The 25,714-nt window shown below is 70.1% G+C and carries 26 protein-coding genes; 14 read left to right on the top strand and 12 right to left on the bottom strand.

The features are described 5' to 3' along the window. Positions 1 to 209: 209 nt before the first annotated feature. Positions 210 to 1,034 (bottom strand): oxidoreductase, encoded by an 825-nt coding sequence (locus tag ACIPC1_RS16260; protein ID WP_402517326.1) that lies wholly within the window; start codon positions 1,032 to 1,034, stop codon positions 210 to 212. Between the two features lie 101 nt (positions 1,035 to 1,135). Between ACIPC1_RS16260 and ACIPC1_RS16255 the strand changes: the two genes are divergently transcribed. After that, positions 1,136 to 2,116 carry an ATP-binding protein gene (locus ACIPC1_RS16255; protein ID WP_402517324.1) on the top strand — a complete coding sequence of 327 codons (981 nt, stop codon included), beginning with the start codon at positions 1,136 to 1,138 and terminating at the stop codon, positions 2,114 to 2,116. Between the two features lie 60 nt (positions 2,117 to 2,176). Here the strand turns inward: ACIPC1_RS16255 and ACIPC1_RS16250 are convergent, their stop codons facing one another. Continuing rightward, positions 2,177 to 3,448 carry a hypothetical protein gene (locus ACIPC1_RS16250; RefSeq protein WP_402517321.1) on the bottom strand — a complete coding sequence of 424 codons (1,272 nt, stop codon included), beginning with the start codon at positions 3,446 to 3,448 and terminating at the stop codon, positions 2,177 to 2,179. Between the two features lie 338 nt (positions 3,449 to 3,786). Here ACIPC1_RS16250 and ACIPC1_RS16245 point away from each other — a divergent pair, with 338 nt between their 5' ends. Continuing rightward, positions 3,787 to 6,201, top strand: a complete 2,415-nt coding sequence (locus ACIPC1_RS16245; RefSeq protein WP_402517319.1) for a bifunctional SulP family inorganic anion transporter/carbonic anhydrase — start codon at positions 3,787 to 3,789, stop codon at positions 6,199 to 6,201. 187 nt (positions 6,202 to 6,388) lie between these two features. Here ACIPC1_RS16245 and ACIPC1_RS16240 read toward each other — a convergent pair whose 3' ends face one another. Next, the gene (locus ACIPC1_RS16240) at positions 6,389 to 7,129 is read right to left on the bottom strand and encodes a hypothetical protein (RefSeq protein ID WP_402517316.1); all 741 of its coding nucleotides are present in this window, start codon (positions 7,127 to 7,129) and stop codon (positions 6,389 to 6,391) included. Continuing rightward, the gene (locus tag ACIPC1_RS16235) at positions 7,126 to 7,743 is read right to left on the bottom strand and encodes an RNA polymerase sigma factor (RefSeq protein WP_402517313.1); all 618 of its coding nucleotides are present in this window, start codon (positions 7,741 to 7,743) and stop codon (positions 7,126 to 7,128) included. Before ACIPC1_RS16235 ends, ACIPC1_RS16240 begins: the two co-directional genes overlap by 4 nt. Before the next feature lie 215 nt (positions 7,744 to 7,958). On the opposite strand from ACIPC1_RS16235, the gene acs reads away from it, so the two are divergent. The 5 genes from acs (at position 7,959) to ACIPC1_RS16210 (ending at position 13,388) form a co-directional block, all read left to right on the top strand. Continuing rightward, on the top strand, positions 7,959 to 9,959 hold the full coding sequence (acs, locus tag ACIPC1_RS16230; protein WP_402517311.1) for an acetate--CoA ligase: 2,001 nt from the start codon (positions 7,959 to 7,961) through the stop codon (positions 9,957 to 9,959). Between the two features lie 227 nt (positions 9,960 to 10,186). Continuing rightward, a complete protein-coding gene (gene nhaA, locus ACIPC1_RS16225; RefSeq protein ID WP_402517309.1) occupies positions 10,187 to 11,590 on the top strand; it encodes a Na+/H+ antiporter NhaA in 1,404 nt (467 codons plus the stop codon). A gap of 41 nt (positions 11,591 to 11,631) precedes the next feature. Next, the gene (locus tag ACIPC1_RS16220) at positions 11,632 to 12,120 is read left to right on the top strand and encodes a phage holin family protein (RefSeq protein WP_384392627.1); all 489 of its coding nucleotides are present in this window, start codon (positions 11,632 to 11,634) and stop codon (positions 12,118 to 12,120) included. Beyond that, positions 12,117 to 13,067: an alpha/beta fold hydrolase gene (locus tag ACIPC1_RS16215; protein WP_402517306.1), complete on the top strand. Its 951-nt coding sequence runs from the start codon at positions 12,117 to 12,119 to the stop codon at positions 13,065 to 13,067. The genes ACIPC1_RS16220 and ACIPC1_RS16215 overlap by 4 nt, the downstream gene beginning before the upstream one ends. A gap of 141 nt (positions 13,068 to 13,208) precedes the next feature. After that, on the top strand, positions 13,209 to 13,388 hold the full coding sequence (locus tag ACIPC1_RS16210; RefSeq protein WP_402517303.1) for a hypothetical protein: 180 nt from the start codon (positions 13,209 to 13,211) through the stop codon (positions 13,386 to 13,388). A gap of 135 nt (positions 13,389 to 13,523) precedes the next feature. Here the strand turns inward: ACIPC1_RS16210 and ACIPC1_RS16205 are convergent, their stop codons facing one another. The 3 genes from ACIPC1_RS16205 to nth form a co-directional block, all read right to left on the bottom strand. Then, positions 13,524 to 14,723 (bottom strand): MarP family serine protease, encoded by a 1,200-nt coding sequence (locus ACIPC1_RS16205; protein ID WP_402517301.1) that lies wholly within the window; start codon positions 14,721 to 14,723, stop codon positions 13,524 to 13,526. Between the two features lie 120 nt (positions 14,724 to 14,843). Then, complete coding sequence (locus tag ACIPC1_RS16200; RefSeq protein WP_402517298.1) at positions 14,844 to 15,566, bottom strand: NUDIX hydrolase; 723 nt, start codon at positions 15,564 to 15,566, stop codon at positions 14,844 to 14,846. A 124-nt stretch (positions 15,567 to 15,690) separates the two neighbouring features. Then, positions 15,691 to 16,809, bottom strand: coding sequence for an endonuclease III (gene nth, locus ACIPC1_RS16195; RefSeq protein ID WP_402517295.1), 1,119 nt, complete (start codon positions 16,807 to 16,809; stop codon positions 15,691 to 15,693). A gap of 276 nt (positions 16,810 to 17,085) precedes the next feature. Here nth and ACIPC1_RS16190 point away from each other — a divergent pair, with 276 nt between their 5' ends. The 5 genes from ACIPC1_RS16190 to ACIPC1_RS16170 all read left to right on the top strand — a co-directional run bounded on the left by ACIPC1_RS16190 (position 17,086) and on the right by ACIPC1_RS16170 (position 19,867). Continuing rightward, positions 17,086 to 17,760, top strand: a complete 675-nt coding sequence (locus tag ACIPC1_RS16190) for a Crp/Fnr family transcriptional regulator (protein WP_016642758.1) — start codon at positions 17,086 to 17,088, stop codon at positions 17,758 to 17,760. Between the two features lie 131 nt (positions 17,761 to 17,891). Further along, positions 17,892 to 18,098 carry a hypothetical protein gene (locus ACIPC1_RS16185; RefSeq protein ID WP_402517676.1) on the top strand — a complete coding sequence of 69 codons (207 nt, stop codon included), beginning with the start codon at positions 17,892 to 17,894 and terminating at the stop codon, positions 18,096 to 18,098. Beyond that, on the top strand, positions 18,029 to 18,838 hold the full coding sequence (locus ACIPC1_RS16180) for a PQQ-binding-like beta-propeller repeat protein (protein WP_402517656.1): 810 nt from the start codon (positions 18,029 to 18,031) through the stop codon (positions 18,836 to 18,838). The genes ACIPC1_RS16185 and ACIPC1_RS16180 overlap by 70 nt, the downstream gene beginning before the upstream one ends. Before the next feature lie 23 nt (positions 18,839 to 18,861). Then, positions 18,862 to 19,014 carry a hypothetical protein gene (locus tag ACIPC1_RS16175; RefSeq protein WP_402517294.1) on the top strand — a complete coding sequence of 51 codons (153 nt, stop codon included), beginning with the start codon at positions 18,862 to 18,864 and terminating at the stop codon, positions 19,012 to 19,014. Between the two features lie 37 nt (positions 19,015 to 19,051). Then, entirely contained in the window at positions 19,052 to 19,867 is an 816-nt protein-coding gene (locus ACIPC1_RS16170) for a nucleotidyltransferase domain-containing protein (RefSeq protein WP_402517291.1), read from the top strand. Between the two features lie 4 nt (positions 19,868 to 19,871). Here ACIPC1_RS16170 and ACIPC1_RS16165 read toward each other — a convergent pair whose 3' ends face one another. The 4 genes from ACIPC1_RS16165 to ACIPC1_RS16150 all read right to left on the bottom strand — a co-directional run bounded on the left by ACIPC1_RS16165 (position 19,872) and on the right by ACIPC1_RS16150 (position 22,375). After that, complete coding sequence (locus ACIPC1_RS16165; protein WP_402517290.1) at positions 19,872 to 20,702, bottom strand: MBL fold metallo-hydrolase; 831 nt, start codon at positions 20,700 to 20,702, stop codon at positions 19,872 to 19,874. Then, complete coding sequence (locus tag ACIPC1_RS16160; RefSeq protein WP_402517287.1) at positions 20,699 to 21,568, bottom strand: NUDIX hydrolase; 870 nt, start codon at positions 21,566 to 21,568, stop codon at positions 20,699 to 20,701. Before ACIPC1_RS16160 ends, ACIPC1_RS16165 begins: the two co-directional genes overlap by 4 nt. A 172-nt stretch (positions 21,569 to 21,740) precedes the next feature. After that, positions 21,741 to 22,220: a RidA family protein gene (locus tag ACIPC1_RS16155; RefSeq protein ID WP_402517285.1), complete on the bottom strand. Its 480-nt coding sequence runs from the start codon at positions 22,218 to 22,220 to the stop codon at positions 21,741 to 21,743. After that, the gene (locus ACIPC1_RS16150) at positions 22,217 to 22,375 is read right to left on the bottom strand and encodes a DUF4177 domain-containing protein (protein ID WP_073492664.1); all 159 of its coding nucleotides are present in this window, start codon (positions 22,373 to 22,375) and stop codon (positions 22,217 to 22,219) included. The genes ACIPC1_RS16155 and ACIPC1_RS16150 overlap by 4 nt, the downstream gene beginning before the upstream one ends. A 118-nt stretch (positions 22,376 to 22,493) precedes the next feature. Between ACIPC1_RS16150 and ACIPC1_RS16145 the strand changes: the two genes are divergently transcribed. Both ACIPC1_RS16145 and ACIPC1_RS16140 read left to right on the top strand, forming a co-directional pair. After that, positions 22,494 to 23,471, top strand: coding sequence for an ArsA-related P-loop ATPase (locus tag ACIPC1_RS16145; RefSeq protein WP_402517282.1), 978 nt, complete (start codon positions 22,494 to 22,496; stop codon positions 23,469 to 23,471). Further along, on the top strand, positions 23,468 to 25,033 hold the full coding sequence (locus tag ACIPC1_RS16140; protein ID WP_402517280.1) for an ArsA family ATPase: 1,566 nt from the start codon (positions 23,468 to 23,470) through the stop codon (positions 25,031 to 25,033). The genes ACIPC1_RS16145 and ACIPC1_RS16140 overlap by 4 nt, the downstream gene beginning before the upstream one ends. A gap of 78 nt (positions 25,034 to 25,111) precedes the next feature. Here the strand turns inward: ACIPC1_RS16140 and ACIPC1_RS16135 are convergent, their stop codons facing one another. Continuing rightward, the gene (locus ACIPC1_RS16135; protein ID WP_365430232.1) at positions 25,112 to 25,450 is read right to left on the bottom strand and encodes a WhiB family transcriptional regulator; all 339 of its coding nucleotides are present in this window, start codon (positions 25,448 to 25,450) and stop codon (positions 25,112 to 25,114) included. Positions 25,451 to 25,714 lie beyond the last annotated feature (264 nt).

Raw genomic sequence — 25,714 nt, 5'->3', positions numbered from 1 at the left:
CCCGTCGATTACGGGCCAGCCGCACCAGGAAACGGGCCACAGCTCCCGGCCTGATGGGCAACATTCGAGGACGCTTGGTAACCAGGTGAACATGCCAGCGGCGGTACGAATTCTCGTACCGCCGCAACCCTGTTCAGAGAGTTTTCCGCCCTCTTAGGAGAGGGCGTTTTTCAGGCCCGCGACCTTACGACCCCGCGACCTTACGAGTCTTACGCCGCCCCGCGCTGAAGCGCCTCGCAGACGGCCGTCGACTCCCTGGCTCCCAGCTCAACCGCCCTGCCGCAGTGGGCGATCCATGCCGCCATCCCCTCCGGGGTACCGGAGGCATAACCGTCCAATGCCGCCGCATAGGCCGCGCGGCCCAGTTCGCCGTGGCCGGCCTCGGCCGGACAGACGGACTTCGGGTCGAGGCCGCTGCCGATCAGGACGACGCGCTCGGCGGCGCGCGCGACCAGGCCGTTGTGGGAGCCGAAGGGGCGCAGGGCGAGGAGTTCGCCGTGGACCACGGCCGCCGTCACCAGGGCGGGGGCCGAGCTGCCCGCGATGATCAGCCGCGAGAGGCCTTCGAGACGGCCGGCGACCTCGTCGGCGTCCGGCAGCGGGAGCTCGATGAGCGGCTCGTCCACCGGCTCACCGTCCCGGCGCGGACGGCCGACCTCGTCGCCCTTGTCCGCGGCCGCCACCAGATGCAGCCGGGCCAGTACGCGAAGGGGCGACTGGCGCCAGATGGACAGGAGTTGGCCCGCTTCGGCGGTCAGCCGGAGAGCCGCGCCGACCGTACGGCCCTCCTGGTCCGCGCTGAAGTCGGTGCGGCGGCGCACCTCTTCGAGGCCCCAGTCGGCGCCGGACAGCGCCGCGGATCCGCGTGCACCGCGCAGCGCCGCCTCGGAGGTGATCTCGTTGCTGCGGCGACGCATGATCCGGTGTCCGTAGACCCGGTCCACGGCCTTGCGCACGGACTCCACGGAGTCCGTCACCCCAGGCAGCGAGCCCAGGGCCGCGAGCGGATCGGCGGTCGCGTCTGTCGTACTCATGAGTACGACATTACGCACCCCTGCACCCCGCCCCACGAAGGAGTGGTCTTCTTCACGCAAGCAGTGCGGCCGGGGCGATCACCCCACTATTCTTTGTGAACATGAAAATTGCTTTCGTTGGGAAGGGCGGCAGCGGCAAGACCACGCTGTCCTCGCTCTTCATCCGCCACCTCGCCGCCTCCGGGGCGCCGGTCGTCGCGGTGGACGCCGACATCAACCAGCATCTGGGAGCAGCGCTGGGCCTCGACGAGGCGGTCGCCGCCGAGCTGCCGGCGATGGGCGAGCGGCTGCCGCTGATCAAGGAATACCTGCGCGGCACCAACGCCCGCATCACGTCCGCCGAGACGATGATCAAGACAACCCCGCCCGGCGAGGGGTCGCGGCTGCTGCGGGTGCTCGAAGAAAATCCGGTGTACGACGCCTGTGCACGGCCGGTGGAACTCGACGGCGGCGCCATCCGTTTGATGGTCACCGGCCCCTTCACCGAGGCCGATTTGGGAGTGGCCTGCTACCACTCCAAGACCGGTGCAGTGGAGCTCTGCCTGAATCATCTCGTCGACGGCCAGAGCGAGTACATCGTCGTCGACATGACGGCGGGCTCGGACTCCTTCGCGTCCGGCATGTTCACCCGCTTCGACCTCACGTTCCTCGTCGCCGAGCCGACCCGGAAGGGAGTCTCCGTCTATCGCCAGTACAAGGAGTACGCCCGCGACTTCGGAGTCGCCCTGAAGGTCATCGGCAACAAGGTGCAGGGCCAGGACGACATCGACTTCCTCCGCGCCGAGGTCGGTGACGACCTTCTGGTCACCGTCGGGCACTCGGACTGGGTGCGCTCCATGGAGAAGGGCCGCTCACCCCGGTTCGAGCTCCTGGAGGAAGCCAACCGCCGCTCCCTGCACACGCTGCAGAGCGCCGCCGACGCCATGTACGAACTGCGCGACTGGGAGCGCTACACGCGCCAGATGGTCCACTTCCACCTGAAGAACGCCGGAAGTTGGGGCAACGAGAGGACCGGGGCGGACCTGGCGGCACAGGTCGACCCCGGCTTCGTACTCGGTGAGGGACTGGTGGCGACGGCTTGAGCAACGACCCGCGGATAGCCGCTACGGCTTGAGCAACAGCCCGCAGGGGAACCGGGACCGCTACGGCTTGACCGCCGGCGCTCCGGGGACGCCCTTCGGGGCCGGGGCGGGGCGGCCCGAGAGGAGGGACGCCCAGCCCTGCTTCGGGGTCTCGCCGACCTTGAGGCCGCGGAGCTTGTCCAGGGCGGCCGGGTCCTGGACGTCGAGCCAGTCGGCGAGCTGCCGGAAGGAGACGCAGCGCACGTCGGACTTGGTGCAGACGCGTTCGATGACCTCGTCGATGGCGCGCATGTACGTGCCGCCGTTCCAGGACTCGAAGTGGTTGCCGATGATCAGTGGCGCGCGGTTGCCGTCGTAGGCGCGGCTGAAGCCCTTGAGGAGGCCGTCACGCATCTGGTCGCCCCAGAACTCGTGCTTGTCGGGGTCGCCCTGGGTGGTGGTGCCCGACTGGTTGACCATGAAGTTGTAGTCCATGGTCAGCTGCTCGTAGGAGTGCCCGGGGAAGGGCACGAGCTGCATCGACAGGTCCCACAGGCCCTCCTTCTTCTTGGGCCAGACCTGGTCGTTGACACCACTGGTGTCGTAGCGGAAGCCCAGTTGGCGGGCCGCCTTCATGAAGTTCTTCTGCCCTTCCAGGCAGGGCGTGCGGGCGCCGACGAGTTCCTTGTCGTAGTCGAAGGGCAGCGGGGACGCCTTCTTCATTCCCGTGTTGGTCTTCCAGGACTTCACGAACGACTTCGCCTGGGCGATCTCGTCCTTCCAGTCCGCGACCGACCAGTTACCGACCCCGCCTTCGGTGCCGCAGAAGTGGCCGTTGAAGTGCGTGCCGATCTCGTTGCCCTCCAGCCACGCGCCGCGCAGCTGCTTCACGGTTTCCTCGATGCCCGCTTCGTCGTTGAAGCCGATCTCCGAGCTGCCCGCTGAGTGCTGCGGCGGCTTGTAGAGGTCACGCTTGTCCTCCGGCAGCATGTACACGCCGCTCAGGAAGTACGTCATCGTGGCCTTGTTGGCCTTGGAGACCTTCCGGAAGTGCGAGAAGAGCTTCTGGCTGTCCTCGCCGGCGCCGTCCCACGAGAAGACCACGAACTGCGGGGGCTTCTGCCCGGGCTTCAGCCGCTCCTGCCGCGGCAGATACGGCTGCGCGCCGGTGTAGGCGGTGGAGCCGTCGCCGATCAGGCGGACCGCGCTCTTGGGTGCCGGGGCACCCGCCGCCTTCTTCGCGCCGTGCGCGCCTGCTTGGGAACCGGTGGTGTCGAGCGCGCAACCGGCGAGCGCCGTGGCGCAGGCCGCGGCGAGTGCTACGCCCGCGGCGATCCTCTGGGTGACGGCCATCTTCCGCCCGCCTTCTTCCTTCAGTCTCGGCAACGCTGATGAGCGTTTTCTGGGGTTCTGCGCGGCTATGTGCCGACAGTGCCGTCAAGGTCGCATGAGGCCGAGATTGAATAAGTACGACAAGCCGATCAATTGCCTGCTTCACTCCAGGGGGTGAAGTAATGCCCCATTTGCCATAATTTTCCGCACGAAGCCTTTACTCTGCATTACGATCCGTTTACCGAGCGTTGAAAATCCCGCCGCTGCACGCCGTGACCCACGGCCGCGACCCGCCCTCCGCCTCCCCGGCGGAGGACCACCTGTTCCGCGACCGCGCTGCCCCGGAGGAGACGGGAACCATGACTGCCTGCGTCCCCACCCGCGCCGCCGACTCGACTCGGCCGAAGCGCATCCACCAGCCCCACAGCCCCCCGCCGACGCCGCCCCGCCGATTCCGTATCGCGGGCGCCGATCTATCGGCCTCGATCGCGGTCTTCCTGATCGCCCTGCCCCTGTCCCTCGGCATCGCCCTCGCCACCGGCGCGCCGCTCCAGTCGGGCCTGGTGGCCGCCGCCGTCGGCGGACTCGTCGCCGGACGGCTCGGCGGCTCACCCCTCCAGGTCAGCGGGCCCGCCGCCGGGCTCACCGTCGTCACCGCCGAGCTCATCCATCTCTACGGATGGCGCACGACCTGTGCCATCACCGTCCTCGCCGGCATCACCCAACTGAGCTTGGCCCACCTACGGGTGGCCCGTACGGCGCTCGCCGTCAGCCCCGCGATCGTGCACGGCATGCTCGCCGGCATCGGCGTGACCATCGCCGTCGCCCAGCTGCACATCGTGCTGGGCGGTACTCCGCAGAGCTCCGTCCTGGCCAACGTCCGCGCACTGCCGGACCAGTTGGCGAACGTCCATCCCGCGGCGGTGGCGATGAGCGCGCTGACCCTGGCGCTCCTCCTCGCCTGGCCACGGATTCCCGGGCGGGTGGGACGGCTGCTGCGCAGGATCCCGGCGGCGCTCGTCGCCGTCGCCGGGGCCACCGCGACCGCCTCGCTCGCCGGGCTGACCCTGCCCAAGGTCGACCTGCCGTCCTGGAGCAGCCACGCACTGGCCGGGCTGCCCGAGGGACCGGTGCTCGGGATCGCTGCCTCCGTCCTCACCGTCACGCTCGTGTGCAGTGTGCAGTCGCTGCTCGGCGCCGTGGCCGTGGACAAGCTGGTGGCGAGGCGGCCCGAGGTGCGGCCGCGAGTGGGCCGCTCCGACCTCGACCGGGAGCTGCGCGGGCAGGGCGTCGCCAACATCGTCTCCGGCGCGCTCGGCGGACTGCCGGTCGCCGGGGTCGCCGTACGAAGTTCCGCGAATGTCCAAGCCGGCGCCGTGAGCCGGAACTCCACGATGCTGCACGGCGTTTTCGTAGTAATTGCCGCGCTGCTGATGGTCCCGATCCTGGAGCTGATCCCCCTCGCATCGCTCGCCGCCCTGGTGATGGCCGTCGGCATCCAGATGGTGTCCCTGCACCACATCCGCACGGTCACCCGCCACCGTGAGGTGCTGATGTACGCGGTCACCACCGCCGGCGTCGTCCTCCTCGGCGTTCTGGAGGGCGTCGTCCTCGGGGTCGCGGTGGGAATCGTGGTCGCCATGCACCGCCTCGCCCGCACCCGCATCACGCACGAAGAGAGGGAGGGAACCCATTACGTACACGTACGAGGGCAGTTGACGTTCCTCGCGGTGCCGCGGCTCAGCCGTGCCCTGCATCAGGTGCCTCACGGGGCCGACGCGTTCGTGGAGTTGGACAGCTCCTTCATGGACCACGCGGCGTACGAGACGTTGCAGGACTGGCAGAACGCACACTGCGCACAGGGCGGCACGGTCGAGCTGACCGGACGGACCGGCAGCCGGATCACCGAGCCCACGGGCTCCGCCCACTGCCGCTGCCGGCCCTGGACGCCCTGGCGCAACCACCACTGCGAGACCTCCGCGAGCCCGAAGTCCACGCCTCCGGGTGAACCGGCTGGAACGGTTGGAACGGTTGGAACGGAGGACTCCACCGGGCCCTCTGGACCTTCCGGGCCCTCCGGGGTGAACGGTCCGAGTGGGCACCAACTGGCGCGCGGGATCAGCGCGTTCCAGCGCAACACCGCGCCCCTGGTGCGGGGTGAGCTGGCGCGGCTGGCCAGGGAAGGGCAGCGGCCGGCGCAGCTGTTCCTGACCTGCGCCGACTCGCGGCTCGTCACGTCGATGATCACCTCCAGTGGCCCGGGCGACCTCTTCGTCGTACGGAACGTGGGCAATCTCGTGCCCCTGCCCGGGGAGGAGAGCGGAGACGACTCGGTGGCCGCGGCGATCGAGTACGCGGTGGACGTGCTGAAGGTGCGGTCCATCACGGTGTGCGGGCACTCCGGGTGCGGTGCGATGCAGGCCCTGATGAACGCGGAGCCGGGAGGGGCGGTGACGCCGCTCAAGCGGTGGTTGCGGCACGGGCTGCCGAGCCTGGAGCGGATGGCCGCCAAGGACCGGCCGTGGGCACGACTGGCCGGGCGGGCACCCGCCGACGCGGTGGAGCAGCTCTGTCTGACCAACGTGGTGCAGCAGTTGGAGCATCTGCGGGCGTACGAGTCCGTGGCGCAGGCCCTGCGGGAGGGCGCACTCGAACTGCACGGGATGTACTTCCACGTGGGCGAGGCGCAGGCGTATCTGCTGACCGACCGCGAGGGGGCCGAGCTGTTCGACCACGTCGGAGTGGTGGAGGAGGAACTGCGGCATCCCGCGTGACCTCCGCCGCCGCCTCAGGTGGCTCGCCCGCCATGACACGTGACCTCGTCCGCCGCCTCAGGTGGCTCGCCCACCGCGACACGTGACCTCGTCCGCCGCCTCAGGGATGCCCCGTCCGCAGTCCCGCAGGGCCTCACCGTGGTGCGCGGCCCCGCCCCGGTCTGCGGGGTCGCGCACCACGTACCGGTTACCGTCCCGGCGGGGTCGCGGATGAGTGGACGTCCACCCCTTCCAGGGCGGGCTTGGCGGTCTCCACCGGTACACAGGGCTTGATGGTGCCCTTGACCGCGTAGAAGTTCGCGGCCAACACCATGCTGCCCTTCGGGGCGTCGTACGCGTGGTTCTCGAAGGCCAGGGTGTCACCGGGGTGGAGCGTGATCTTCCAGGCGTCCAGGTGGGATGCGGCGCGCACCCCCGCCTCGGGCCCCCCCTCCTTGATGTGGGCCCCGCCTTCCGTGGCCCCTCGGATGTCGAAGTTCCCCGGGATGGACTGGCCGCGCGGCTGCTCGCAGATGTGAGTGTCGTCGAGGTCCTGGATGTCGACGTGGATGCCGTTCTCGCGCAGTCGTTCGGCGAGTTCGCGCTGGGCGCCGCGTCCGGGAGAGAGGTCGTTGAGGGTGAGCGAGACGCTGCCGTCGTCGTGGTTCTCCACCGCGTACGCGGTGGAGTCGGCGGGTGAGCCGGGTACGAGTACGACGGCGAGCGCGGCGGCCGCGCAGGCCCCGGCGGCGAGGGCGATGCGCGGCCGGGTGACCAGACCACGCACCCGGGCGGGCGCCTCACTCGGCACGGCCTCGCCGAGCCGGAGTCCGACTGCGCGGAGCCGGACCTCACCGGCGCCCAGCTCGCCGGGTCCGGCCTCGCGCAGTTCGATCTCGCGCTGGAGTTCGTTCAGCAGTCGGTCCTCGAAGGTCGTCCTGGTGCTCATGCCTCTCCCCCTGTTGCCTCGGATACGTACGTAGGTGATGCCTTGGGTGTGGACTCGGGTGTGGGATCAGCGGCGAAATCGTCCTCCGCGCGCAGGTGCTTTCGGGCTCGGTGCAGGCGGACTCTGGCGGTGACCTGACGGATGCCGAGTGCGGACGCGGCCTCCGGGAGGGTGAGTTGGTCGACGGTGATCAGCTCCAGGAGGGCCCGTTCGCCTTCCGGGAGCCGGTCGAGCGCCGCGAGTGCGCGTCGGCCCGGGCTCTCGGCGTCGAGCTTGTCCTCAAGGCGGGCGATGTCGTCGGCGTCAAGGAGACGCCGGCCCGAGATCCGCTGATCACGGAGGGTCTCCCGAGCGATCCGGCGGCGCTCCGAGGACACGACGTTGCGGGCGATGCCGTACAGCCAGGCGATCTCGCTGCCGAGGCCCGGCCGGTAGGTGTGGGCGGAATCCAGGACCGCGAGGAAGATCTCGGCGGTCAGGTCGGCGGCTGTGTGCGGGTCGGCGACACGCCGGGCCACGAATCGTGTCACCGCGTCGACGTGGCACCGGTAGAACTCTTCGAAGAGCTGTGGGTCACGTGCCGCGGCGGCGGGGCCGCCCCGTATCCGTTCCACTCGTGGTCTCCTTCGCTTCAGGGGCACTTCGGCTGTTCTTGGGCCGAGGCCCGGGAAGCGTTACCGGGTGAACCCGACCGCTGGGCCGTACGTGATCCAGAGTGCGGCCTCCTGAAGGGCACCCGGCCGCCGGCCCCTCCAGCCCGCTGGCCCTCAATAGGTCTAAACCAATTTACGATCGGCCCTTGTCATCGGGCCCCCGGGTCTGATGAGCTGTGGCCTGGGACACAACGGACACCCTGGGAAAGGGAGATGTCGTGAGCAACGAAAGCCTGGCCAACCTGCTGAAAGAAGAGCGCAGGTTCGCGCCGCCCGCCGACCTGGCCGCGGACGCCAACGTCACGGCGGAGGCGTATGAGCAGGCCAAGGCTGACAGGCTCGGCTTCTGGGCCGAGCAGGCCCGCCGGCTGACCTGGGCCACCGAGCCGACCGAGACGCTGGACTGGTCGAATCCGCCGTTCGCCAAGTGGTTCAAGGACGGCAAGCTGAACGTCGCGTACAACTGCGTGGACCGGCATGTGGAGGCGGGGAACGGCGACCGGGTCGCCCTTCACTTCGAGGGTGAGCCCGGGGACAGCCGGGCCATCACCTATGCCGAGCTGAAGGACGAGGTCAGCAAGGCCGCCAACGCGCTGACCGAGCTGGGAGTCGAGAAGGGCGACCGGGTCGCCGTATATCTGCCGATGATCCCCGAGGCCGTCGTCGCGATGCTCGCGTGCGCCCGGATCGGCGCCGCGCACTCGGTCGTGTTCGGCGGGTTCTCCGCGGAGGCGATCGCGACCCGCATCCAGGACGCGGACGCCAAGCTGGTCATCACCTCCGACGGTGGCTACCGGCGCGGCAAGCCGGCCGCGCTCAAGCCCGCCGTCGACGACGCGGTCAGCCGGGTCGACGGGGTCGACAAGGTGCTGGTGGTGCGTCGTACCGGGCAGGAGGTCGCCTGGACCGAGGGCCGTGACGTCTGGTGGCACGAGATCGTCGAGCGGCAGTCCGCCGAGCACACGCCAGAGGCGTTCGAGGCCGAGCACCCGCTGTTCATCCTCTACACGTCCGGGACGACCGGGAAGCCGAAGGGCATCCTGCACACCTCGGGCGGCTACCTCACGCAGGCCTCGTACACCCATCACGCCGTCTTCGACCTCAAGCCGGAGACCGACGTGTACTGGTGCACGGCCGACATCGGCTGGGTCACCGGGCACTCGTACATCACGTACGGGCCGCTCTCGAACGGCGCGACGCAGGTGATGTACGAGGGCACGCCGGACACCCCGCACCAGGGGCGGTTCTGGGAGATCGTGCAGAAGTACGGGGTGACGATCCTGTACACGGCGCCGACGGCCATTCGTACGTTCATGAAGTGGGGCGACGACATCCCCGCGAAGTTCGATCTGTCGTCGCTGCGGGTACTCGGCTCGGTCGGTGAGCCGATCAACCCCGAGGCCTGGATCTGGTACCGGAAGCACATCGGGGGCGACCGGACGCCGATCGTGGACACCTGGTGGCAGACCGAGACCGGCGCGATGATGATCTCGCCGTTGCCGGGCGTGACGGAGACCAAGCCGGGGTCCGCGCAGCGAGCGTTGCCGGGTATCTCGGCGACCGTCGTCGACGACGAGGCGCAGGAAGTGCCCAACGGGGGTGGCGGCTACCTCGTGCTCACCGAGCCGTGGCCGTCGATGCTGCGGACCATCTGGCGTGACGACCAGCGGTTCCTCGACACGTACTGGTCTCGGTTCGAGGGGAAGTACTTCGCCGGGGACGGGGCCAAGAAGGACGAGGACGGGGACATCTGGCTCCTCGGCCGCGTGGACGACGTGATGCTGGTGTCCGGGCACAACATCTCGACGACCGAGGTCGAGTCGGCGCTCGTCTCGCACCCCTCCGTCGCCGAGGCGGCGGTCGTGGGCGCGGCGGACGAGACGACCGGGCAGGCGATCGTGGCCTTCGTGATCCTGCGAGGCACCGCTTCCGCCGAGGACGAGGGGCTGGTGGCGGACCTTCGCAATCACGTGGGCACGGTCCTCGGGCCGATCGCCAAGCCCAAGCGGGTGCTGCCGGTGGCCGAGCTGCCGAAGACCCGCTCCGGCAAGATCATGCGGCGTCTGTTGCGTGACATCGCGGAGAACCGGGAGCTCGGTGACGTCACCACGCTCACGGACTCCACGGTGATGGACCTCATCCAGGCGAAGCTGCCGGCGGCGCCCACCGAGGACTGATCGCCTCGTTGGTGTGGGGGCGCCGTGCGGCGTCCCCACAGCCACGTCCCCCGGCGACAGACGCGCCGATTCCCCCTTTTCCCCCTACCGTGAAGATCACCGGATAGGTCCCGCCGCACCTTGGGTAGGCTGAGTACCGCGTCAACGACGCGACAAGATCCTCAAGGTGCGCCGGGAAGTCTGGTCGGCATGTGCTTCGCCCTGCCCGCCCGACCGGAGGTCTCCTCGTGCCCGCCCCCGCGCCCCACAGCCCCAACCGCAAGTTCCTCGGCCGGCTGTCCCTGCCCGAGCGGACCTTCGTGGCGGACGCGCTGCGCACCGAGACCGTCGGCGGCGTACTGCTGCTCGTGGCCGCGATCGCGGCGCTGATCTGGGCGAACACACCGCTCAAGGACAGTTACCGGACCGTCCTGGACTTCCACGTCGGCCCCGGCGCGCTCGGGCTGGACCTCTCCCTCCAGCACTGGGCCGCCGACGGACTGCTCGCCGTGTTCTTCTTCGTCGCCGGTATCGAACTCAAGCGCGAGCTGGTGGCCGGAGATCTGCGGGACCCGAAGGCGGCCCTGCTGCCGGTCGCCGCCGCCGTGTGCGGGATGGCCGTCCCGGCGCTCGTCTACACCCTCACGAACGTGCTGGGGGGCGGCTCCCTGGACGGCTGGGCGGTGCCCACCGCGACGGACATCGCGTTCGCGCTCGCCGTCCTCGCGGTCATCGGTACGTCCCTGCCGTCGGCATTGCGCGCCTTCCTGCTGACGCTCGCCGTCGTCGACGACCTCTTCGCGATCCTGATCATCGCGGTCTTCTTCACCGCCGACCTTAACTTCGCCGCCCTCGCCGGCGCGGTGGTCGGCCTCGGCGTCTTCTGGCTGCTGCTGCGCAAGGGCGTACGCGGCTGGTACGTGTACGTTCCGCTCGCCCTCGTCATCTGGGGGCTGATGTACAACAGCGGCATCCACGCCACCATCGCCGGGGTCGCGATGGGCCTGATGCTCCGCTGCACCCGGCACGAGGGCGAGCCGCACTCCCCCGGCGAGCACGTCGAACATCTCGTACGACCCTTGTCGGCCGGGCTCGCGGTGCCGCTGTTCGCGCTGTTCAGTGCCGGGGTCGCGGTCTCGGGAGGCGTACTGGGGGATGTCTTCCAGCGGCCCGAGACGCTCGGTGTCGTCCTCGGGCTGGTCATCGGCAAGGTGGTCGGCATCTTCGGCGGGACCTGGCTGACGGCCCGGTTCACCAGGGCCTCGCTCAGCGACGACCTGGCCTGGCCGGACGTCTTCGCCGTCGCCTCCCTCGCGGGCATCGGCTTCACCGTCTCGCTGCTGATCGGCGAACTCGCCTTCGACGGCGACCCGGTGCTCACCGACGAGGTCAAGGCCGCCGTGCTCGTCGGCTCCCTCATCGCGGCCGTGTGCGCCGGAACGCTGCTGAAGGTACGCAACGCCAAGTACCGGGGGCTGGTCGAGGCCGAGGAGCGCGACGACGACCTCGACGGCATCCCCGACATCTACGAGCAGGACAAGCCGGAGTACCACCTGCGCATGGCCGAGATCTACGAGCGCAAGGCCGCCGAGCACCGAAGGCTTGCCGAAGTGACGGGCGGGGCAAGCGAGGAGGACGACGGTCCGGCATGATCTGACACGACCGTACAAACATGCAGGAGAGGGAGACCGCGATGAGTGCACCCGACGGCAGTCCGGTCGGCGCCGAACGCAGCATCGGCCAACTGTTCGCCTCGGCGACGACCGAGATGTCCTCGCTGGTGCACGACGAGATCGCGCTGGCGAAGGCGCAGCTCAAGCAGGACGTGAAGCGCGGGGCGATCAGCGGTGGCGCGTTCGCGGTGGCGGGCGCGGTGCTGATCTTCTCGCTGCCGATGCTGAGCTTCGCCCTGGCGTACGGCATCCGGACCTGGAGTCACTGGAATCTGGCGCTCTGCTTCCTGCTCTCCTTCGCGGCGAACGTACTCCTCGCCGTAGGGCTCGCGCTGATCGGCGTGGTCTTCGCGAAGAAGGCCAAGAAGAGCAAGGGCCCGCAGAAGGTGGCGGCCTCGGTGAAGGAGACGGCGGGCGTCCTGCAGAACGCCAAGCCGCACCCCCGCGAGCTGCCCGCACAGGATCGTGCGCCCGAGGCCATCGAGGCTGTGGCACGCTCGTCCTCATGACGGACCCCGCCACACCTTCGGCGCAACCCACTTCGGTCGTACGCCTCGACATCCCCGGCGGACAGGAACTGATCCACCGGGACGTCGCCGCCAACGGCGCGCGCTTTCACATCGCCGAGATGGGCGACGGGCCGCTCGTCCTGCTGTTGCACGGCTTTCCGCAGTTCTGGTGGACCTGGCGCCATCAGCTGGTGGCGCTCGCCGACGCGGGTTTCCGCGCCGTGGCCATGGACCTGCGAGGCGTCGGCGGCAGCGACCGCACGCCTCGCGGCTACGACCCCGCCAACCTCGCACTCGACATCACCGGGGTCGTACGGTCCCTCGGCGAGCCCGACGCCGCGCTGGTCGGGCATGACCTGGGCGGGTATCTGGCGTGGACGGCGGCCGTGATGCGCCCCAAGCTCGTACGCCGGCTCGCGGTCTCCTCGATGCCGCATCCCCGGCGCTGGCGCAACGCCATGCTCTCCGACGTCAAGCAGACGACCGCGAGTTCATACATCTGGGGGTTCCAGCGGCCGTGGGTTCCCGAGCGGCAACTCGTCGCGGACGGCGGCGCCCTGGTGGGCCGTCTGGTACGGGACTGGTCGGGGCCGAGCCTGCCGGACGACGAGGCCGTGGAGACGTACCGCCGGGCCATGTGCATCCCCTCCACGGCGCACTGCGCGGTCGAGCCGTACCGGTGGATGGTGCGGTCCATGGCCCGCCCGGACGGAATCCAGTTCAACCGGCGTATGAAGCGGCCGGTTCGGGTGCCGACGCTGCATCTGCACGGCTCGCTCGACCCGGTGATGCGTACGCGCAGTGCCGCGGGCTCCGGCGAGTACGTCGAAGCGCCGTACCGGTGGCGGCTGTTCGACGGGCTCGGACACTTCCCGCACGAGGAGGACCCGGTGGCGTTCTCGACCGAGTTGGTCAACTGGCTGAAGGATCCCGAGCCCGACCGGTGAGGCCGTCCGGGCTGGGCCGCTCGGGTGCCCGGCATCCGAACCGGAACGCTTGTCCTACGAACAGCCAAATGCCTTACGCATAGGCCAATTGGGGGCCCTGGGGGTGGTTATCGACCTTGGGGCGGGGGCAGACGTCGGGGTATGGGCTGGACGCACGACTTCAGTGACACAGCACGCACTCGCCGCTCGGCCGCGGGCCTGAGCTCCCAGCAGAGGAGCACCCCGCCGTTGCCGGGCACGGACCTCCGAGTGGGGATCCCACGTATTCTGCGGCGCCGAGCCCGCTGGGTCTCGGTGCGGCTGCGCCATCCTCGCGGCTGAACCACCGACACACCTCACGACCGGACCGCGTACGAGCCTCTCGGCCGGGCTGGGCCGGGGACGCGCTGCGGGCTGCGGGCTGCGGGCTGCGGGCTGCGGGCTGCGGGTGGATCATCGGTCGCCGGCTGACCGGTGTCAGAGCGCGCAGCTGTCGCTGTCCACCTGCTGGTTCGCGGTGCGCCCCTTGGTGATGTCCTCCTGGATCTCGTCCGCGGTGAGCGCGTACCCGGTGTTGGCGTCGTCGAGCGACTTCGCGAAGACCACGCCGTACACCTTGCCCTCGGGCGTGAGCAGCGGGCCGCCCGAGTTGCCCTGGCGGACGGTCGCGTAGAGCGAGTAGACGTCGCGGCGCACCGTGCCCCGGTGGTAGATGTCCGGGCCGTTGGGCTTGATGCGGCCGCGCACCCGCGCGGGCTGGATGTTGTACGCGCCGTTCTCCGGGAAGCCGGCGACGATCGCGCTGTCGCCGCTGACCGCGTCGTCGGTCGTGAACCGGAGGGCCGGCGCGTTCAGGTCCGGTACGTCGAGTACGGCGATGTCGCGCTGCCAGTCGTAGAGGACGACCTTGGCGTCGTACTTCCTGCCCTCGCCGCCTATCTGGACGGTGGGCTCGTCGACTCCGCCGACCACGTGGGCGTTGGTCATCACGCGACGGTCACCGAAGACGAAGCCGGTGCCTTCGAGGACCTTGCCGCAGCTCTGGGCGGTGCCCATCACCTTGACGATGGACTTCTGGGCGCTCGCGGCGACGGGGCTGTCGGCGAGGGCCGGGTCGGGGGGCTGGACCTCGGTGATGGTCTCGTTGGCGAACGGGCTGAAGACCTGCGGGAAGCCGTTCTGCGCGAGGACCGAGGAGAAGTCGGCGAACCAGGTGTCGGCCTGGTTGGGCAGGGCACGGGACACCCCGAGCAGCACCTTGGAGCTGCGGACCTCCTTGCCGAGCGTCGGCAGCGTCGTCCCGGCAAGGGCCGAGCCGATCAGCCAGGCGACCAGAAGCATCGCCACGACGTTGACGAGGGCGCCGCCCGTCGCGTCCAGGGCGCGGGCCGGGGACCAGGTGATGTACCGGCGCAGCTTGTTGCCGAGGTGGGTGGTGAGGGCCTGGCCCACGGAGGCGCAGATGATGACGACGACGATCGCGACGACGGCGGCCGTCGTGTTGACCTCGGCGTCGTCGGTGAACGCGCCCCAGATGACCGGGAGCAGGTAGACGGCGACCAGGCCGCCCCCCAGGAAGCCGATGACGGAGAGGATGCCGACGACGAAGCCCTGGCGATAGCCCACGATCGCGAACCACACGGCGGCGACCAGCAACAGGATGTCCAGCACGTTCACTGCTTCCAGCCTCGCCTCATCGCTCTGCGGTCACTCCGTCTCGGCTGGGGGTCTGGCCCGCGGCACAGCCGCTGACGGGTGCGGCGTCCCCCAGGAGGACACAGCACGGGGGCCACCCTGTCATGCGCGCCAGTCGAGCGGGACCTGCTTGTCGCGGTCCCAGGGCAGCTCCCAGCCCGCGTAGTGCAGGATCCGGTCGATGATGCCCGCCGTGAAGCCCCAGACGAGGGCGGATTCGACCAGGAATGCCGGACCCTGGTGACCCCTCGGGTGCACGGCGGTGACGCGGTTGGCGGGGTCCGTGAGATCCGCCACGGGGACGGTGAAGACCCGCGCCGTCTCGTTCGGATCGACCACGCCCACCGGTGTCGGGCGGCGCCACCAGCCAAGGACGGGCGTGACGACGAAGCTGCTCACCGGGATGTAGAGCTTGGGCAGCACGCCGAAGAGCTGGACGCCGCTCGGGTCGAGCCCGGTCTCCTCCTCGGCCTCGCGGAGAGCGGCCCGCAGCGGCCCGTCGGTCTGCGGGTCGCCGTCCTCGGGGTCGAGGGCGCCACCCGGGAAGGAGGGCTGTCCTGCGTGGGATCGCAGGGAGGTGGCGCGCTCCATGAGCAGCAGCTCGGGGCCGCGCTCGCCCGCGCCGAACAGGATGAGCACGGCGGACTGGCGCCCCGCGCCGTCGCTCGGCGGCAGGAAGCGGCTCAGCTGGAGCGGCTCCACCGACTCGGCGGCGCGCACCACCGGGTCGAGCCAGTCGGGCAGGCCGTCCTTGCTCAGCGCCACCGGGGCGCCCTGCGTATCGCTCTCCAAGCGACCGTCGTGCGTGTTGCTCGCGTGCGTCATCGCCACCCCCGTTCTGCTGATCCCAACGCCTGCCGGTGCCGTGTTCGTTCCGTCATGCGGTGCCGGAGGGTGTCTCCAGTGATGGCCGTCCCCCGGTGCCGTGCGATCTCTCCGGTGAGAGCCGTCATCCGGTGCCCTGCGGTGTGCCCAGCGGAGGCGCCGGGATGCCGCCCGCGTCCAGGTAGGACTGCGGGGGGTTGAGGCGTTGGCCGGGGAAGCCGCCCTTCTCGTACTTCAGGAGCTTCTTCGCCTTCTCCGGGTCCGTCTCACCCTCTCCGTACGCCGGGCAGAGCGGCGCGATGGGGCAGGCGCCGCAGGCGGGCTTGCGGGCATGGCAGATACGGCGGCCGTGGAAGATCACGTGATGGGAGAGCATCGTCCAGTCGCTCTGCGGGAAGAGCGCGCCGACGGCCCTCTCGATCTTGTCGGGCTCCGTCTCCTCGGTCCACTGCCAGCGGCGCACCAGGCGCTGGAAATGGGTGTCCACGGTGATTCCGGGACGCCCGAAGGCATTGCCGAGCACCACGAAAGCGGTCTTGCGGCCCACTCCAGGGAGCTTGACGAGGTCTTCGAGACGGCCGGGGACCTCGCCCCCGAAATCGTCCCGCAGGGCCTTGGAGAGCCCTATCACCGACTTGGTCTTGGCCCGGAAGAACCCCGTGGGGCGCAGGATCTCCTCGACCTCTTCCGGGTTGGCCGCGGCCAGGTCCTCGGGGGTCGGGTACTTGGCGAAGAGCGCCGGGGTCGTCTGATTCACCCTCAGGTCGGTCGTCTGCGCCGACAGGACGGTGGCGACGACCAGTTGGAAGGGGTTCTCGAAGTCCAGCTCCGGGTGGGCGTACGGATACACCTCGGCGAGTTCGCGGTTGATGCGGCGGGCTCGGCGGACGAGAGCGGTGTCTGGCGCGGGGGCCTGTTGCGGGGACTTGGCTGGGGTCGCCTTTTTGGCAGGGGGTGCCTTCTTGGCGGGGGTCGCCTTTTTGGCGGAGGCCCGTTTGGTGGTCGTAGTCGTCGCCTTCTTGGCGGGGTCCGGCTTCTTGGCCGTAACCGTTGCCTTCTTGGCGGCCGCCGGCTTGCTGGTCGTAATCGTCGCCTTCTTAGGGGTCGCTTTTGCCGGCGTCGCCTTCCTGGCGGCTGCCGTCGCCTTCTGGGCAGGCTTCCTGGCGGGCGCGTCTGCCGTTGCCGGCGCCCGCTTTGCCTCCTTTGTCGTTTTCTTGGTACCGTCCGTGGGCTGTTCGCCCACAGCGGAATCACGACGTACAACCACCCGCCCAGCCCCCTTGGCCTGTGCTCTCACCGGCGTTTTGGACACCCGGCCAGCCTAAAGCCCGGTACTGACATCCGCCGCGGACCCTGAAGATCGGCCCCCAATTGGCCCCCTGCCGCACTGCCCGGGACTCCAGTGCGGCAGACTTGTGACTGATCACACTGTTTGGACCGTCCGGCAAGATGGGGAACACGGTCCCCTGGTACCAAGGGGGAGCAAGATCCCCTGAGCAGGTCGACAAGGAGAGAACTCGTGGACGACGTTCTGCGGCGCGCCCCGCTCTTCGCGGCGCTCGATGACGAGCAGGCCGCGGAGCTCCGCGCCTCCATGAGTGAGGTGACCCTCGCGCGCGGTGACGCTCTCTTCCATGAGGGCGACCCCGGGGACCGCCTCTATGTGGTCACCGAGGGCAAGGTGAAGCTCCACCGCACCTCACCCGACGGCCGCGAGAACATGCTGGCCGTCCTCGGCCCCGGTGAGCTGATCGGCGAGCTGTCGCTGTTCGACCCGGGTCCGCGCACGGCCACGGCCAGCGCGCTGACCGAGGTCAAGCTGCTGGGCCTCGGCCACGGCGACCTCCAGCCCTGGCTGAACGCACGGCCCGAGGTGGCCGCCGCCCTGCTGCGCGCCGTCGCCCGGCGCCTGCGCAAGACCAACGACCAGATGTCCGATCTGGTCTTCTCGGACGTGCCCGGCCGCGTGGCCCGCGCGCTTCTCGACCTCTCCCGCCGCTTCGGCGTGCAGTCCGAAGAGGGCATCCACGTCGTGCACGACCTCACGCAGGAGGAGCTGGCCCAGCTGGTCGGCGCGTCCCGCGAGACGGTCAACAAGGCCCTCGCCGACTTCGCGGGCCGCGGCTGGCTCCGCCTGGAGGCACGCGCCGTGATCCTGCTGGACGTGGAGCGGCTCGCGAAGCGGTCACGCTAGCCATACGCGTCACACCGGCCGTACTTCTGTCGCACGTCTGTCGTACGTCTGTCGCACGACTTCTTACTGAAGGGCCCTGCCGCACGGTGGGGCCCTTCTTGTATCGCCGGGTGGGGAGCAAGGGGGCGGGAGTGCACGAGGACAGGGCGCCTGAGTCGGTCTGGACGGGGCAGCCGGCGAAACGCCGGTGGCGGCGAGGACCGGCGGCGGCGAAGCAGCTGTGGAGCGGCGGGCGGGAGAAGGGCAACCCGGGCGCGCCTCTGGGCGCCTGGGCGGTGGACGGGACCCTCACGGTGGCCCGCCTCGACGGCGTACGGGCGTACGGGCGTACGGGCTGACGGCCGGTGAAGCCCTGTGGAGCCGGCAGCCGCCCGGCGACGGCGACCACGTGGTCGCCCACGTCTCGCAGGACACCGCGGACGGCGTGGCTGTCGTACTGCACCACGGCGACAAGGCCGGCCACGACGAGACCAGCGACGCGTGGCACGTCCACCTCACCGGGCTTGACCTCCGCACGGGCTCGGCGGTCTGGACGCGCGCGCAGCGCGCCGACGAGCTGGGGTCCGTCTCCGCGGACGCCCGCGAAGTGGTGCTCGGCGGTGGCCGCGTCGCGACCGCCCGTAGCCGCGCCGGGGACACGGAGACCACGATCCGGGTTCTCGACGCGCACACCGGAGACCTCCAGTGGGAGCGGCCACTCCTGGAAGGCTGGGCGGACGCCTCCGTCCTGGCGGCCGAGCCCGTCGTCGTGTCCACCGTCGGCCCCGCGGATCCCGCTCCCCGCAGGCTCCATGTGATGAGCGCGAGCGCGGAGCGGGCTGTCGAACTGCCCCGGCCGCACAAGGGACCGCCACCGGCCCACGTACCCCCGTACGAGGCGTTCGGGGAGCACCCGGTGACCGTCGGCGATGCGCTCGCCGTCGCGAACTCGTCCCGCCCCGGCCGGACGGCCAGGAGCACACGGGAAGCAGCCTCCGCGTGTTCTCCACCGCCACGGGCGAGTTCCGCTGGTCGTGGTCCAGCACGTACGGCGGCACGATCTTCCCGCTGGTCCGCCGGGGTTACCTCCTGGTCCTGAACGGTTACGGCGACCGGGCGACGGTGCTCGATCCCGCCGACGGCCGGGTCGTGGCCGAGCGCTCGCTGCCCGGCCACAGCTTCCGGGCGCGCCTCGTCGTCTCCGGCGACTGCCTCGCCGTGGTCTGCACAGCGCCGCGCACCACCCGGCGCGTACGCGTGTTCCGCTGGAAATGACATGACCCCCTACCGCGGTCGGCTGCACAGTGGTGCCATGCGGAACAAGGGGCTCGACGCCCAGGGCTACATCGCGCCCGAGGGCGCTCTCGGACTGATTCCGAGGGAGTTCCGGCCCGTGGTGGCCACGGCACGCGACCGGCTCCTCGACACCTTCGGGGCGCGGCTCAACAGCACGTACCTCTACGGGTCGCTTCCGCGCGGCACCGCGCGCGTGGGGCGCAGCGATCTCGACCTGCTGCTCGTCCTGCGCGAGGAGCCCACCGAGGAGGACCGTGCGGACGCCCGCTCGCTCGACGGTGCGCTGGACAAGGAGTTCCCACAGATCGACGGCTCCGGAACGCTCCTGGTCAGCCGTACACGGCTGCTGAGCGACCTGGAGACGTACGACCTCGGCTGGTTCGTCGCATGCCTCTGTACGCGCCTCCTGGGCGAGGACCTGGCCGAGTATCTGCCGCGCTACCGCCCCGACTCGCTGCTCGCCCGCGAGACGAACGGCGACCTCGCGCTGTTCCTGGCGCGCTGGCGCGAGCGGATCGCCGGTGCCGCCGATGCGGAGGAGGCCCGGCGACCGCTCGTGCGCTACATGTCGCGCCATCTCGTACGGACCGGATTCACGCTTGTCATGCCGCGCTGGAACGGCTGGACCAGCGACCTGAGGGAGATGGCCGAGGCGTTCGCCGCGTACTACCCGGAGCGGGCCGACGGGATGCGAGAGGCGGCCGTCCTCGGGTACGAGCCCAGCGGCGACCTCGCCGTCCTGCGGTCCTACGTCGACGACCTCGGGCCATGGCTCGTCGAGGAGTACGCGCGCGTGCACGGCGTCAAAGCCCCGAGGCCCGACCAGGAGTAGGTCCCTAGATGAGCCCGTGCTCGCGCAGGTAGTCCAGCTGGGCGCGTACCGACAACTCGGCCGCGGGCCACAGGGAGCGGTCCACGTCCGCGTACACGTGCGCGACGACCTCGGACGTCGACCGGTAGCCGCTCTCGACCGCCGTCTCGATCTGGGCGAGGCGGTGGGCGCGGTGGGCGAGGTAGAACTCGACGGCGCCCTGGGCGTCTTCGAGGACCGGCCCATGGCCCGGCAGGACGGTGTGGACGCCGTCGTCCACCGTCAGGGACCTCAGGCGCCGCAGGGAGTCCAGATAGTCGCCCAGCCGACCGTCAGGGTGGGCCACCAGGGTCGTACCGCGGCCCAGGACGGTGTCCCCGGTCAGGACCGCCTGATCGGCCGGGAGATGGAAGCACAGCGAGTCGGACGTGTGACCGGGGGTGGACACGACACGCAGCTCAAGGCCGCCCGTGGTGATCACATCGCCCGCGCCAAGGCCCTCGTCCCCGAGCCGCAGCGCCGGATCCAGCGCCCGCACCTTCGTCCCCGTGAGTCCGGCGAACCGTACGGCCCCCTCGGCGTGGTCGGGGTGCCCGTGAGTGAGCAGGGTCAGCGCGATCCGCTTGCCCGCCTTCTCCGCCGTATCCACGACATTGCGCAGATGTACGTCGTCCAAGGGCCCCGGGTCGATCACCACCGCGAGTTCGGAGTCCGGCTCGGCCAGGATCCAGGTGTTGGTGCCGTCCAGGGTCATCGCGGACGCGTTGGGGGCCAGGACGTTGACGGCTCGCGTGGTGGCGGGGCCGGAGAGCACCCCGCCCCGCGGCTGGCCGGGGAGAGCGGCTGCGTCGGTCATGCGGGGGCTCCACCGGTCGGGATGTGCTTGGTGAACTCGTCGTGGCCGGGCCAGGAGAGGACCACTTCGCCGTTCTCCAGGCGGGCCCTGGCCAGGACGGGGGTCAGGTCGCGGGCGGGCGCCGCGGCGAGGGCGTCGGCGGCGGTGTCGTACGCGGTGAGCTGGCGAAGGGTCGCAATGGTCGGCGGCATCATCAGCAGCTCGCCCTTGTCGTACGAGGCTGCCGCGTCCGCCGGGTGGATCCATACCGTGCGGTCGGCCTCCGTGGAGGCGTTGCGGGTGCGCTGCCCCTCCGGGAGGGCGGCCACGAAGAACCACGTGTCGTAGCGGCGGGCTTCGAACTCCGGGGTGATCCAGCGGGCCCAGGCTCCCAGCAGGTCCGACCTGAGGACGAGTCCCCTGCGGTCCAGGAACTCCGCGAAGGAGAAGTCGCGGGCGACCAGGGCGGCGCGGTCCGCCTCCCATTCGTCGCCCGTGGTGTCGCTGATGACCGTGTCAGGGGTGGCGCCCGCGAGGAGGACGCCCGCCTCCTCGTACGTCTCCCGGACCGCCGCGCAGACGATGGCCTGGGCGGAGGTCTCGTCGCCACCGAGCCTCTTCGCCCACCACGCGCGCGTGGGGCCCGCCCAGCGGATGTGCTGCTCGTCGTCGCGTGGGTCGACGCCTCCGCCCGGATACGCGTACGCGCCTCCGGCGAAGGCCATGGAGGCGCGTCTGCGCAGCATGTGGACGGTGGGGGTGGTCGGCCCGTCCTTGAGCAGCATCACAGTGGCCGCCCGCTTCGGGGTGACCGGTGTGAGCGTGCCCTCCGCGAGCGCGCGGATGCGGTCGGGCCACTCCGGTGGGAACCACTGCCCATTCGCCATGGGCGGAGGCTATCCCGAGCCGGGCGGATGTTCGAGTGACCCTTGGGGATCCGTCTGCCCGGCGGTCGGGGCGGGACCAGGAGTTTTCTCGCCCCTCCGCCCCTACCCGACCCGTACCTGGTACCTGGGGCTCTGCCCCCAGATCCCCTATTCGCGCTGAACGCGCTCGTCCTCAAACGCCGGACGCGCTGGAAAGCTCCACCTGGATCTCGACCTCCACCGGTGCGTCCAGCGGGAGGACCGCCACGCCGACCGCGCTGCGGGCGTGGACGCCCTTGTCGCCGAGGGCCGCGCCGAGGAGTTCACTGGCGCCGTTGAGGACGGCCGGCTGGCCGGTGAAGTCGGAGGCGGAGGCGACGAAGCCGACGACCTTCACCACACGCGCGATGCGGTCCAGGTCTCCGGCGACGGACTTGACCGCGGCGAGCGCGTTCAGCGCGCAGATGCGGGCCAGGTCCTTGGCCTCCTCCGGCGTGACCTCCGCGCCCACCTTGCCGGTGAGCGGAAGCTTGCCTTCCACCATCGGGAGCTGGCCCGCGGTGTAGACGTACACGCCGGACTGCACGGCGGGCTGGTACGCGGCCAGTGGCGGGACCACGTCGGGCAGCGTCAGCCCGAGTTCCGCCAGCTTGGACTCGACGGCGCCGCTCATGCCCTCTCCCGCTTCAGGTAGGCCACCAGCTGCTCGGGGTTGTTCGGCCCGGGCACGACCTGGACGAGCTCCCAGCCGTCCTCGCCCCAGGTGTCCAGAATCTGCTTCGTGGCATGGACGAGCAGAGGCACGGTTGCGTATTCCCACTTGGTCATACGGGCGACTGTAGCGGCTGTCACGGGCGCCCTTCCGCGGGCCTCGTACGCCGCCTTACCCACACCTTGTCCACAGCCTCCTGCTTAGTACCGCGGCCGACTGGTTAGGCTCGAATACGTGAGCAGGCTCCAGGTCGTCAGCGGCAAGGGCGGTACCGGCAAGACCACGGTAGCCGCCGCCCTCGCGCTCGCCCTCGCGACGGAGGGCAAGCGCGCTCTCCTCGTCGAGGTCGAGGGCAGACAGGGCATCGCGCAGCTCTTCGAGACAGAAGCGCTGCCCTACGGCGAGCGGAAAATCGCCGTCGCTCCCGGGGGCGGGGAGGTGTACGCCCTGGCCATCGACCCCGAACTGGCCCTTCTGGACTACCTCCAGATGTTCTACAAACTGGGCAGCGCAGGCCGCGCCCTCAAGAAACTCGGCGCCATCGACTTCGCGACCACCATCGCGCCCGGTCTGCGCGACGTTCTCCTGACCGGCAAGGCCTGCGAGGCCGTCCGCCGCAAGGACAAGAGCGGGCGGTTCGCGTACGACTACGTGGTCATGGACGCGCCGCCCACGGGACGCATCACCCGCTTCCTGAACGTCAACGACGAGGTGGCGGGCCTCGCCAAGATCGGCCCGATACACAATCAGGCACAGGCCGTCATGCGCGTCCTCAAGTCCAAGGAGACGGCCGTTCACCTGGTGACGCTCCTGGAGGAGATGCCCGTCCAGGAGACCGCCGACGGCATCTCCGAACTGCGGGCCGCGAAGCTGCCGGTGGGACGGATCATCATGAACATGGTGCGTCCCGCGCTGCTGGACGACGCCGATCTGGAACTCACGGCCGCCGCCCCCCGTACCGCCATCGCCAAGTCGCTCTCCGCGGCCGGACTCGGCGGCGCCCGTCGCGGCGGGCTCGCCGAGCGGCTGGTGGACCCGCTCCTCGAAGAGGCCGCCGAGTACGCCGAGCGGCACACCCTGGAGCGCGAACAGCGGGCCGTGCTCACCGAACAGGGCCTGCCGCTGCACGAACTGCCACTGCTCGCCGAGGGAATGGACCTGGCGGGCCTGTACGAACTTGCCAAGGAACTGCGTCAGCAAGGGATCTCATGAGTTCGGACCCGGCCCGCGCACACGACACCGCCCACACGGAGGATTCCGCCCACGCGCAGGAATCCGCCCACGCGCAGGATTCCTCCCGCGGGCTGGACGCCGCACGCCTCCTGGACGTCGATCCGCTGATCGACGACCCGAAGACCCGCATCGTGGTGTGCTGCGGCTCGGGCGGCGTCGGCAAGACGACCACGGCGGCGGCGCTGGGGCTGCGCGCCGCCGAACGCGGCCGCAAGGTCGTCGTGCTCACCATCGACCCCGCACGCCGCCTCGCCCAGTCGATGGGCATCGACTCCCTGGACAACACCCCACGCCGGGTGAAGGACGTCGAGGGGGACGGCGAACTGCACGCCATGATGCTCGACATGAAGCGCACCTTCGACGAGATCGTCGAGGCGCACGCGGACCGCGACCGAGCGGCCGCGATCCTGAACAACCCCTTCTACCAGTCGCTTTCGGCGGGCTTCGCAGGCACGCAGGAGTACATGGCGATGGAGAAGCTGGGGCAGCTGCGGGCCAGGGGCGACTGGGACCTGATCGTCGTCGACACCCCGCCGTCCCGCTCGGCCCTCGACTTCCTGGACGCGCCCAAGCGGCTCGGTTCCTTCCTGGACGGACGGCTGATCCGCCTGCTGACGGCGCCGGCGAAGCTGGGCGGGCGCGCGGGGATGAAGTTCCTGAACGTCGGGATGTCGTTGATGACCGGCACCCTGGGGAAGCTGCTTGGCGGACAACTCCTCAAGGACGTACAGACCTTCGTGGCCGCGATGGACACGACCTTCGGCGGGTTCCGTACGCGCGCGGACGCCACGTACAAGCTGCTCCAGGCACCCGGCACGGCCTTCCTGGTGGTGGCGGCCCCGGAGCGGGACGCACTGCGTGAGGCGGCGTACTTCGTGGAGCGGCTGGCGGCCGAGGACATGCCGTTCGCCGGCCTGGTGCTCAACCGGGTGCACGGAAGCGGCGCCGCTCAGCTGTCGGCCGAGCGGGCGCTCGCCGCCGCGGAGAACCTCGGACTCGTCGCCGCGGAGAATCATGACCTCCTCGCCGCGGAAAACGCCGCACCGGTCGCCGCGGAGAATCACGACCTCGAAGGCGCGGAAAATCTTGACGAGGCTCGCATTGTCGATCAGGGGGGCGGGAAGGCTGGACTTCGTAACGCTCCCGACACGTACGACCGTTCAGAATCTCCCGCTTCCGAAGCACCGGCTCCCGCCGCGCCCGACGATCCCGACCAAGGCTCCCCCGCCGCCACGGACAGGACCGTCACCACGGACAAAACTGCCACCGCGAACGGGAACGTCGCCGCGCACGGGGCCGCCGCCGACACCGGCCGGACCGTCGAACAACTCACCGCAGGCCTGCTGAGGCTGCACGCCGAGCGCATGCAACTGCTCTCCCGCGAGCAGCGCACACGTGACCGCTTCACCGCCCTCCACCCCGAGGTGGCGGTGGCCGAAGTGGCGGCGCTGCCCGGCGACGTACACGACCTGGCAGGGCTGCGGGACATCGGGAACCGGCTCGCGGCCGGTCGGCCGGAGCTGCCCGAAACCAGCGCCTGACGCGGCGCCTTGCGTGTTCTGACCTGGCGCGGCGCCCTCGGTGTCCTGAGAGGCCCGCGGTGGTCTGAGGAAACGCCCTCAGCCCACCGCCAAGTAACGCTCGTACACCTCTTCCTCGTCGAGGGGCAGCAGGCCCGCGCCGCGCTCGTACTCCGTGCGCGCGGTTTCGAGCAGGCGTCGCCACGAGGTGACGGTGGGCCGCCGGCGCAACAGTGCGCGCCTCTCCCGCTCGGTCATGCCACCCCACACGCCGAATTCGACGCGATTGTCGAGCGCGTCGGCGAGGCACTCCGTGCGTACCGGACATCCGGTGCACACTGCCTTCGCCCTGTTCTGTGCTGCTCCTTGAACGAACAGCTCATCTGGATCGGTAGTGCGGCAGGCCGCCTGCGCACTCCAGTCGGTTACCCAGCCCATACCGGCGCCGTCCTCTCCCGAATCGAGGCTCCCCCACGGCGGCAGCGGCATATTCACCGCCGCCAGTTGAGGACGTTACGGAAGGTGGGCACAGCGCAACACCCCCTTCGGGCCCAATCTTGAATGGCCCGAACGGACTATGCGTAAGCGGCAGATCACCCGGGGGAGTGACCTGGCGACATGCGTGATCTTCCCGGCAAAGCGGGACAGTTCAGCTGAGTCACAACGGACACCGGATGACACACAAGGCGGATTCGGACACGC

This window comes from Streptomyces sp. NPDC087263, assembly GCF_044744645.1.
In the GTDB taxonomy this organism is placed as follows: Bacteria; Actinomycetota; Actinomycetes; order Streptomycetales; family Streptomycetaceae; genus Streptomyces.
Note: the sequence above shows the minus strand (reverse complement) of the source record. Positions and strands in the feature narration are given on the sequence as shown.

Excerpts from the sequence above, each read along its gene's own strand:
- ACIPC1_RS16260 (WP_402517326.1), bottom strand. The coding sequence starts at position 1,034 with ATGAGTACGACAGACGCGACCGCCGATCCGCTCGCGGCCCTGGGCTCG.
- ACIPC1_RS16255 (WP_402517324.1), top strand. The coding sequence starts at position 1,136 with ATGAAAATTGCTTTCGTTGGGAAGGGCGGCAGCGGCAAGACCACGCTG.
- ACIPC1_RS16250 (WP_402517321.1), bottom strand. The coding sequence starts at position 3,448 with ATGGCCGTCACCCAGAGGATCGCCGCGGGCGTAGCACTCGCCGCGGCC.
- ACIPC1_RS16245 (WP_402517319.1), top strand. The coding sequence starts at position 3,787 with ATGACTGCCTGCGTCCCCACCCGCGCCGCCGACTCGACTCGGCCGAAG.
- ACIPC1_RS16240 (WP_402517316.1), bottom strand. The coding sequence starts at position 7,129 with ATGAGCACCAGGACGACCTTCGAGGACCGACTGCTGAACGAACTCCAG.
- ACIPC1_RS16220 (WP_384392627.1), top strand. The coding sequence starts at position 11,632 with ATGAGTGCACCCGACGGCAGTCCGGTCGGCGCCGAACGCAGCATCGGC.
- ACIPC1_RS16215 (WP_402517306.1), top strand. The coding sequence starts at position 12,117 with ATGACGGACCCCGCCACACCTTCGGCGCAACCCACTTCGGTCGTACGC.
- ACIPC1_RS16210 (WP_402517303.1), top strand. The coding sequence starts at position 13,209 with ATGGGCTGGACGCACGACTTCAGTGACACAGCACGCACTCGCCGCTCG.
- ACIPC1_RS16200 (WP_402517298.1), bottom strand. The coding sequence starts at position 15,566 with ATGACGCACGCGAGCAACACGCACGACGGTCGCTTGGAGAGCGATACG.
- ACIPC1_RS16170 (WP_402517291.1), top strand. The coding sequence starts at position 19,052 with ATGCGGAACAAGGGGCTCGACGCCCAGGGCTACATCGCGCCCGAGGGC.
- ACIPC1_RS16165 (WP_402517290.1), bottom strand. The coding sequence starts at position 20,702 with ATGACCGACGCAGCCGCTCTCCCCGGCCAGCCGCGGGGCGGGGTGCTC.
- ACIPC1_RS16160 (WP_402517287.1), bottom strand. The coding sequence starts at position 21,568 with ATGGCGAATGGGCAGTGGTTCCCACCGGAGTGGCCCGACCGCATCCGC.
- ACIPC1_RS16155 (WP_402517285.1), bottom strand. The coding sequence starts at position 22,220 with ATGAGCGGCGCCGTCGAGTCCAAGCTGGCGGAACTCGGGCTGACGCTG.
- ACIPC1_RS16150 (WP_073492664.1), bottom strand. The coding sequence starts at position 22,375 with ATGACCAAGTGGGAATACGCAACCGTGCCTCTGCTCGTCCATGCCACG.
- ACIPC1_RS16140 (WP_402517280.1), top strand. The coding sequence starts at position 23,468 with ATGAGTTCGGACCCGGCCCGCGCACACGACACCGCCCACACGGAGGAT.
- ACIPC1_RS16135 (WP_365430232.1), bottom strand. The coding sequence starts at position 25,450 with ATGGGCTGGGTAACCGACTGGAGTGCGCAGGCGGCCTGCCGCACTACC.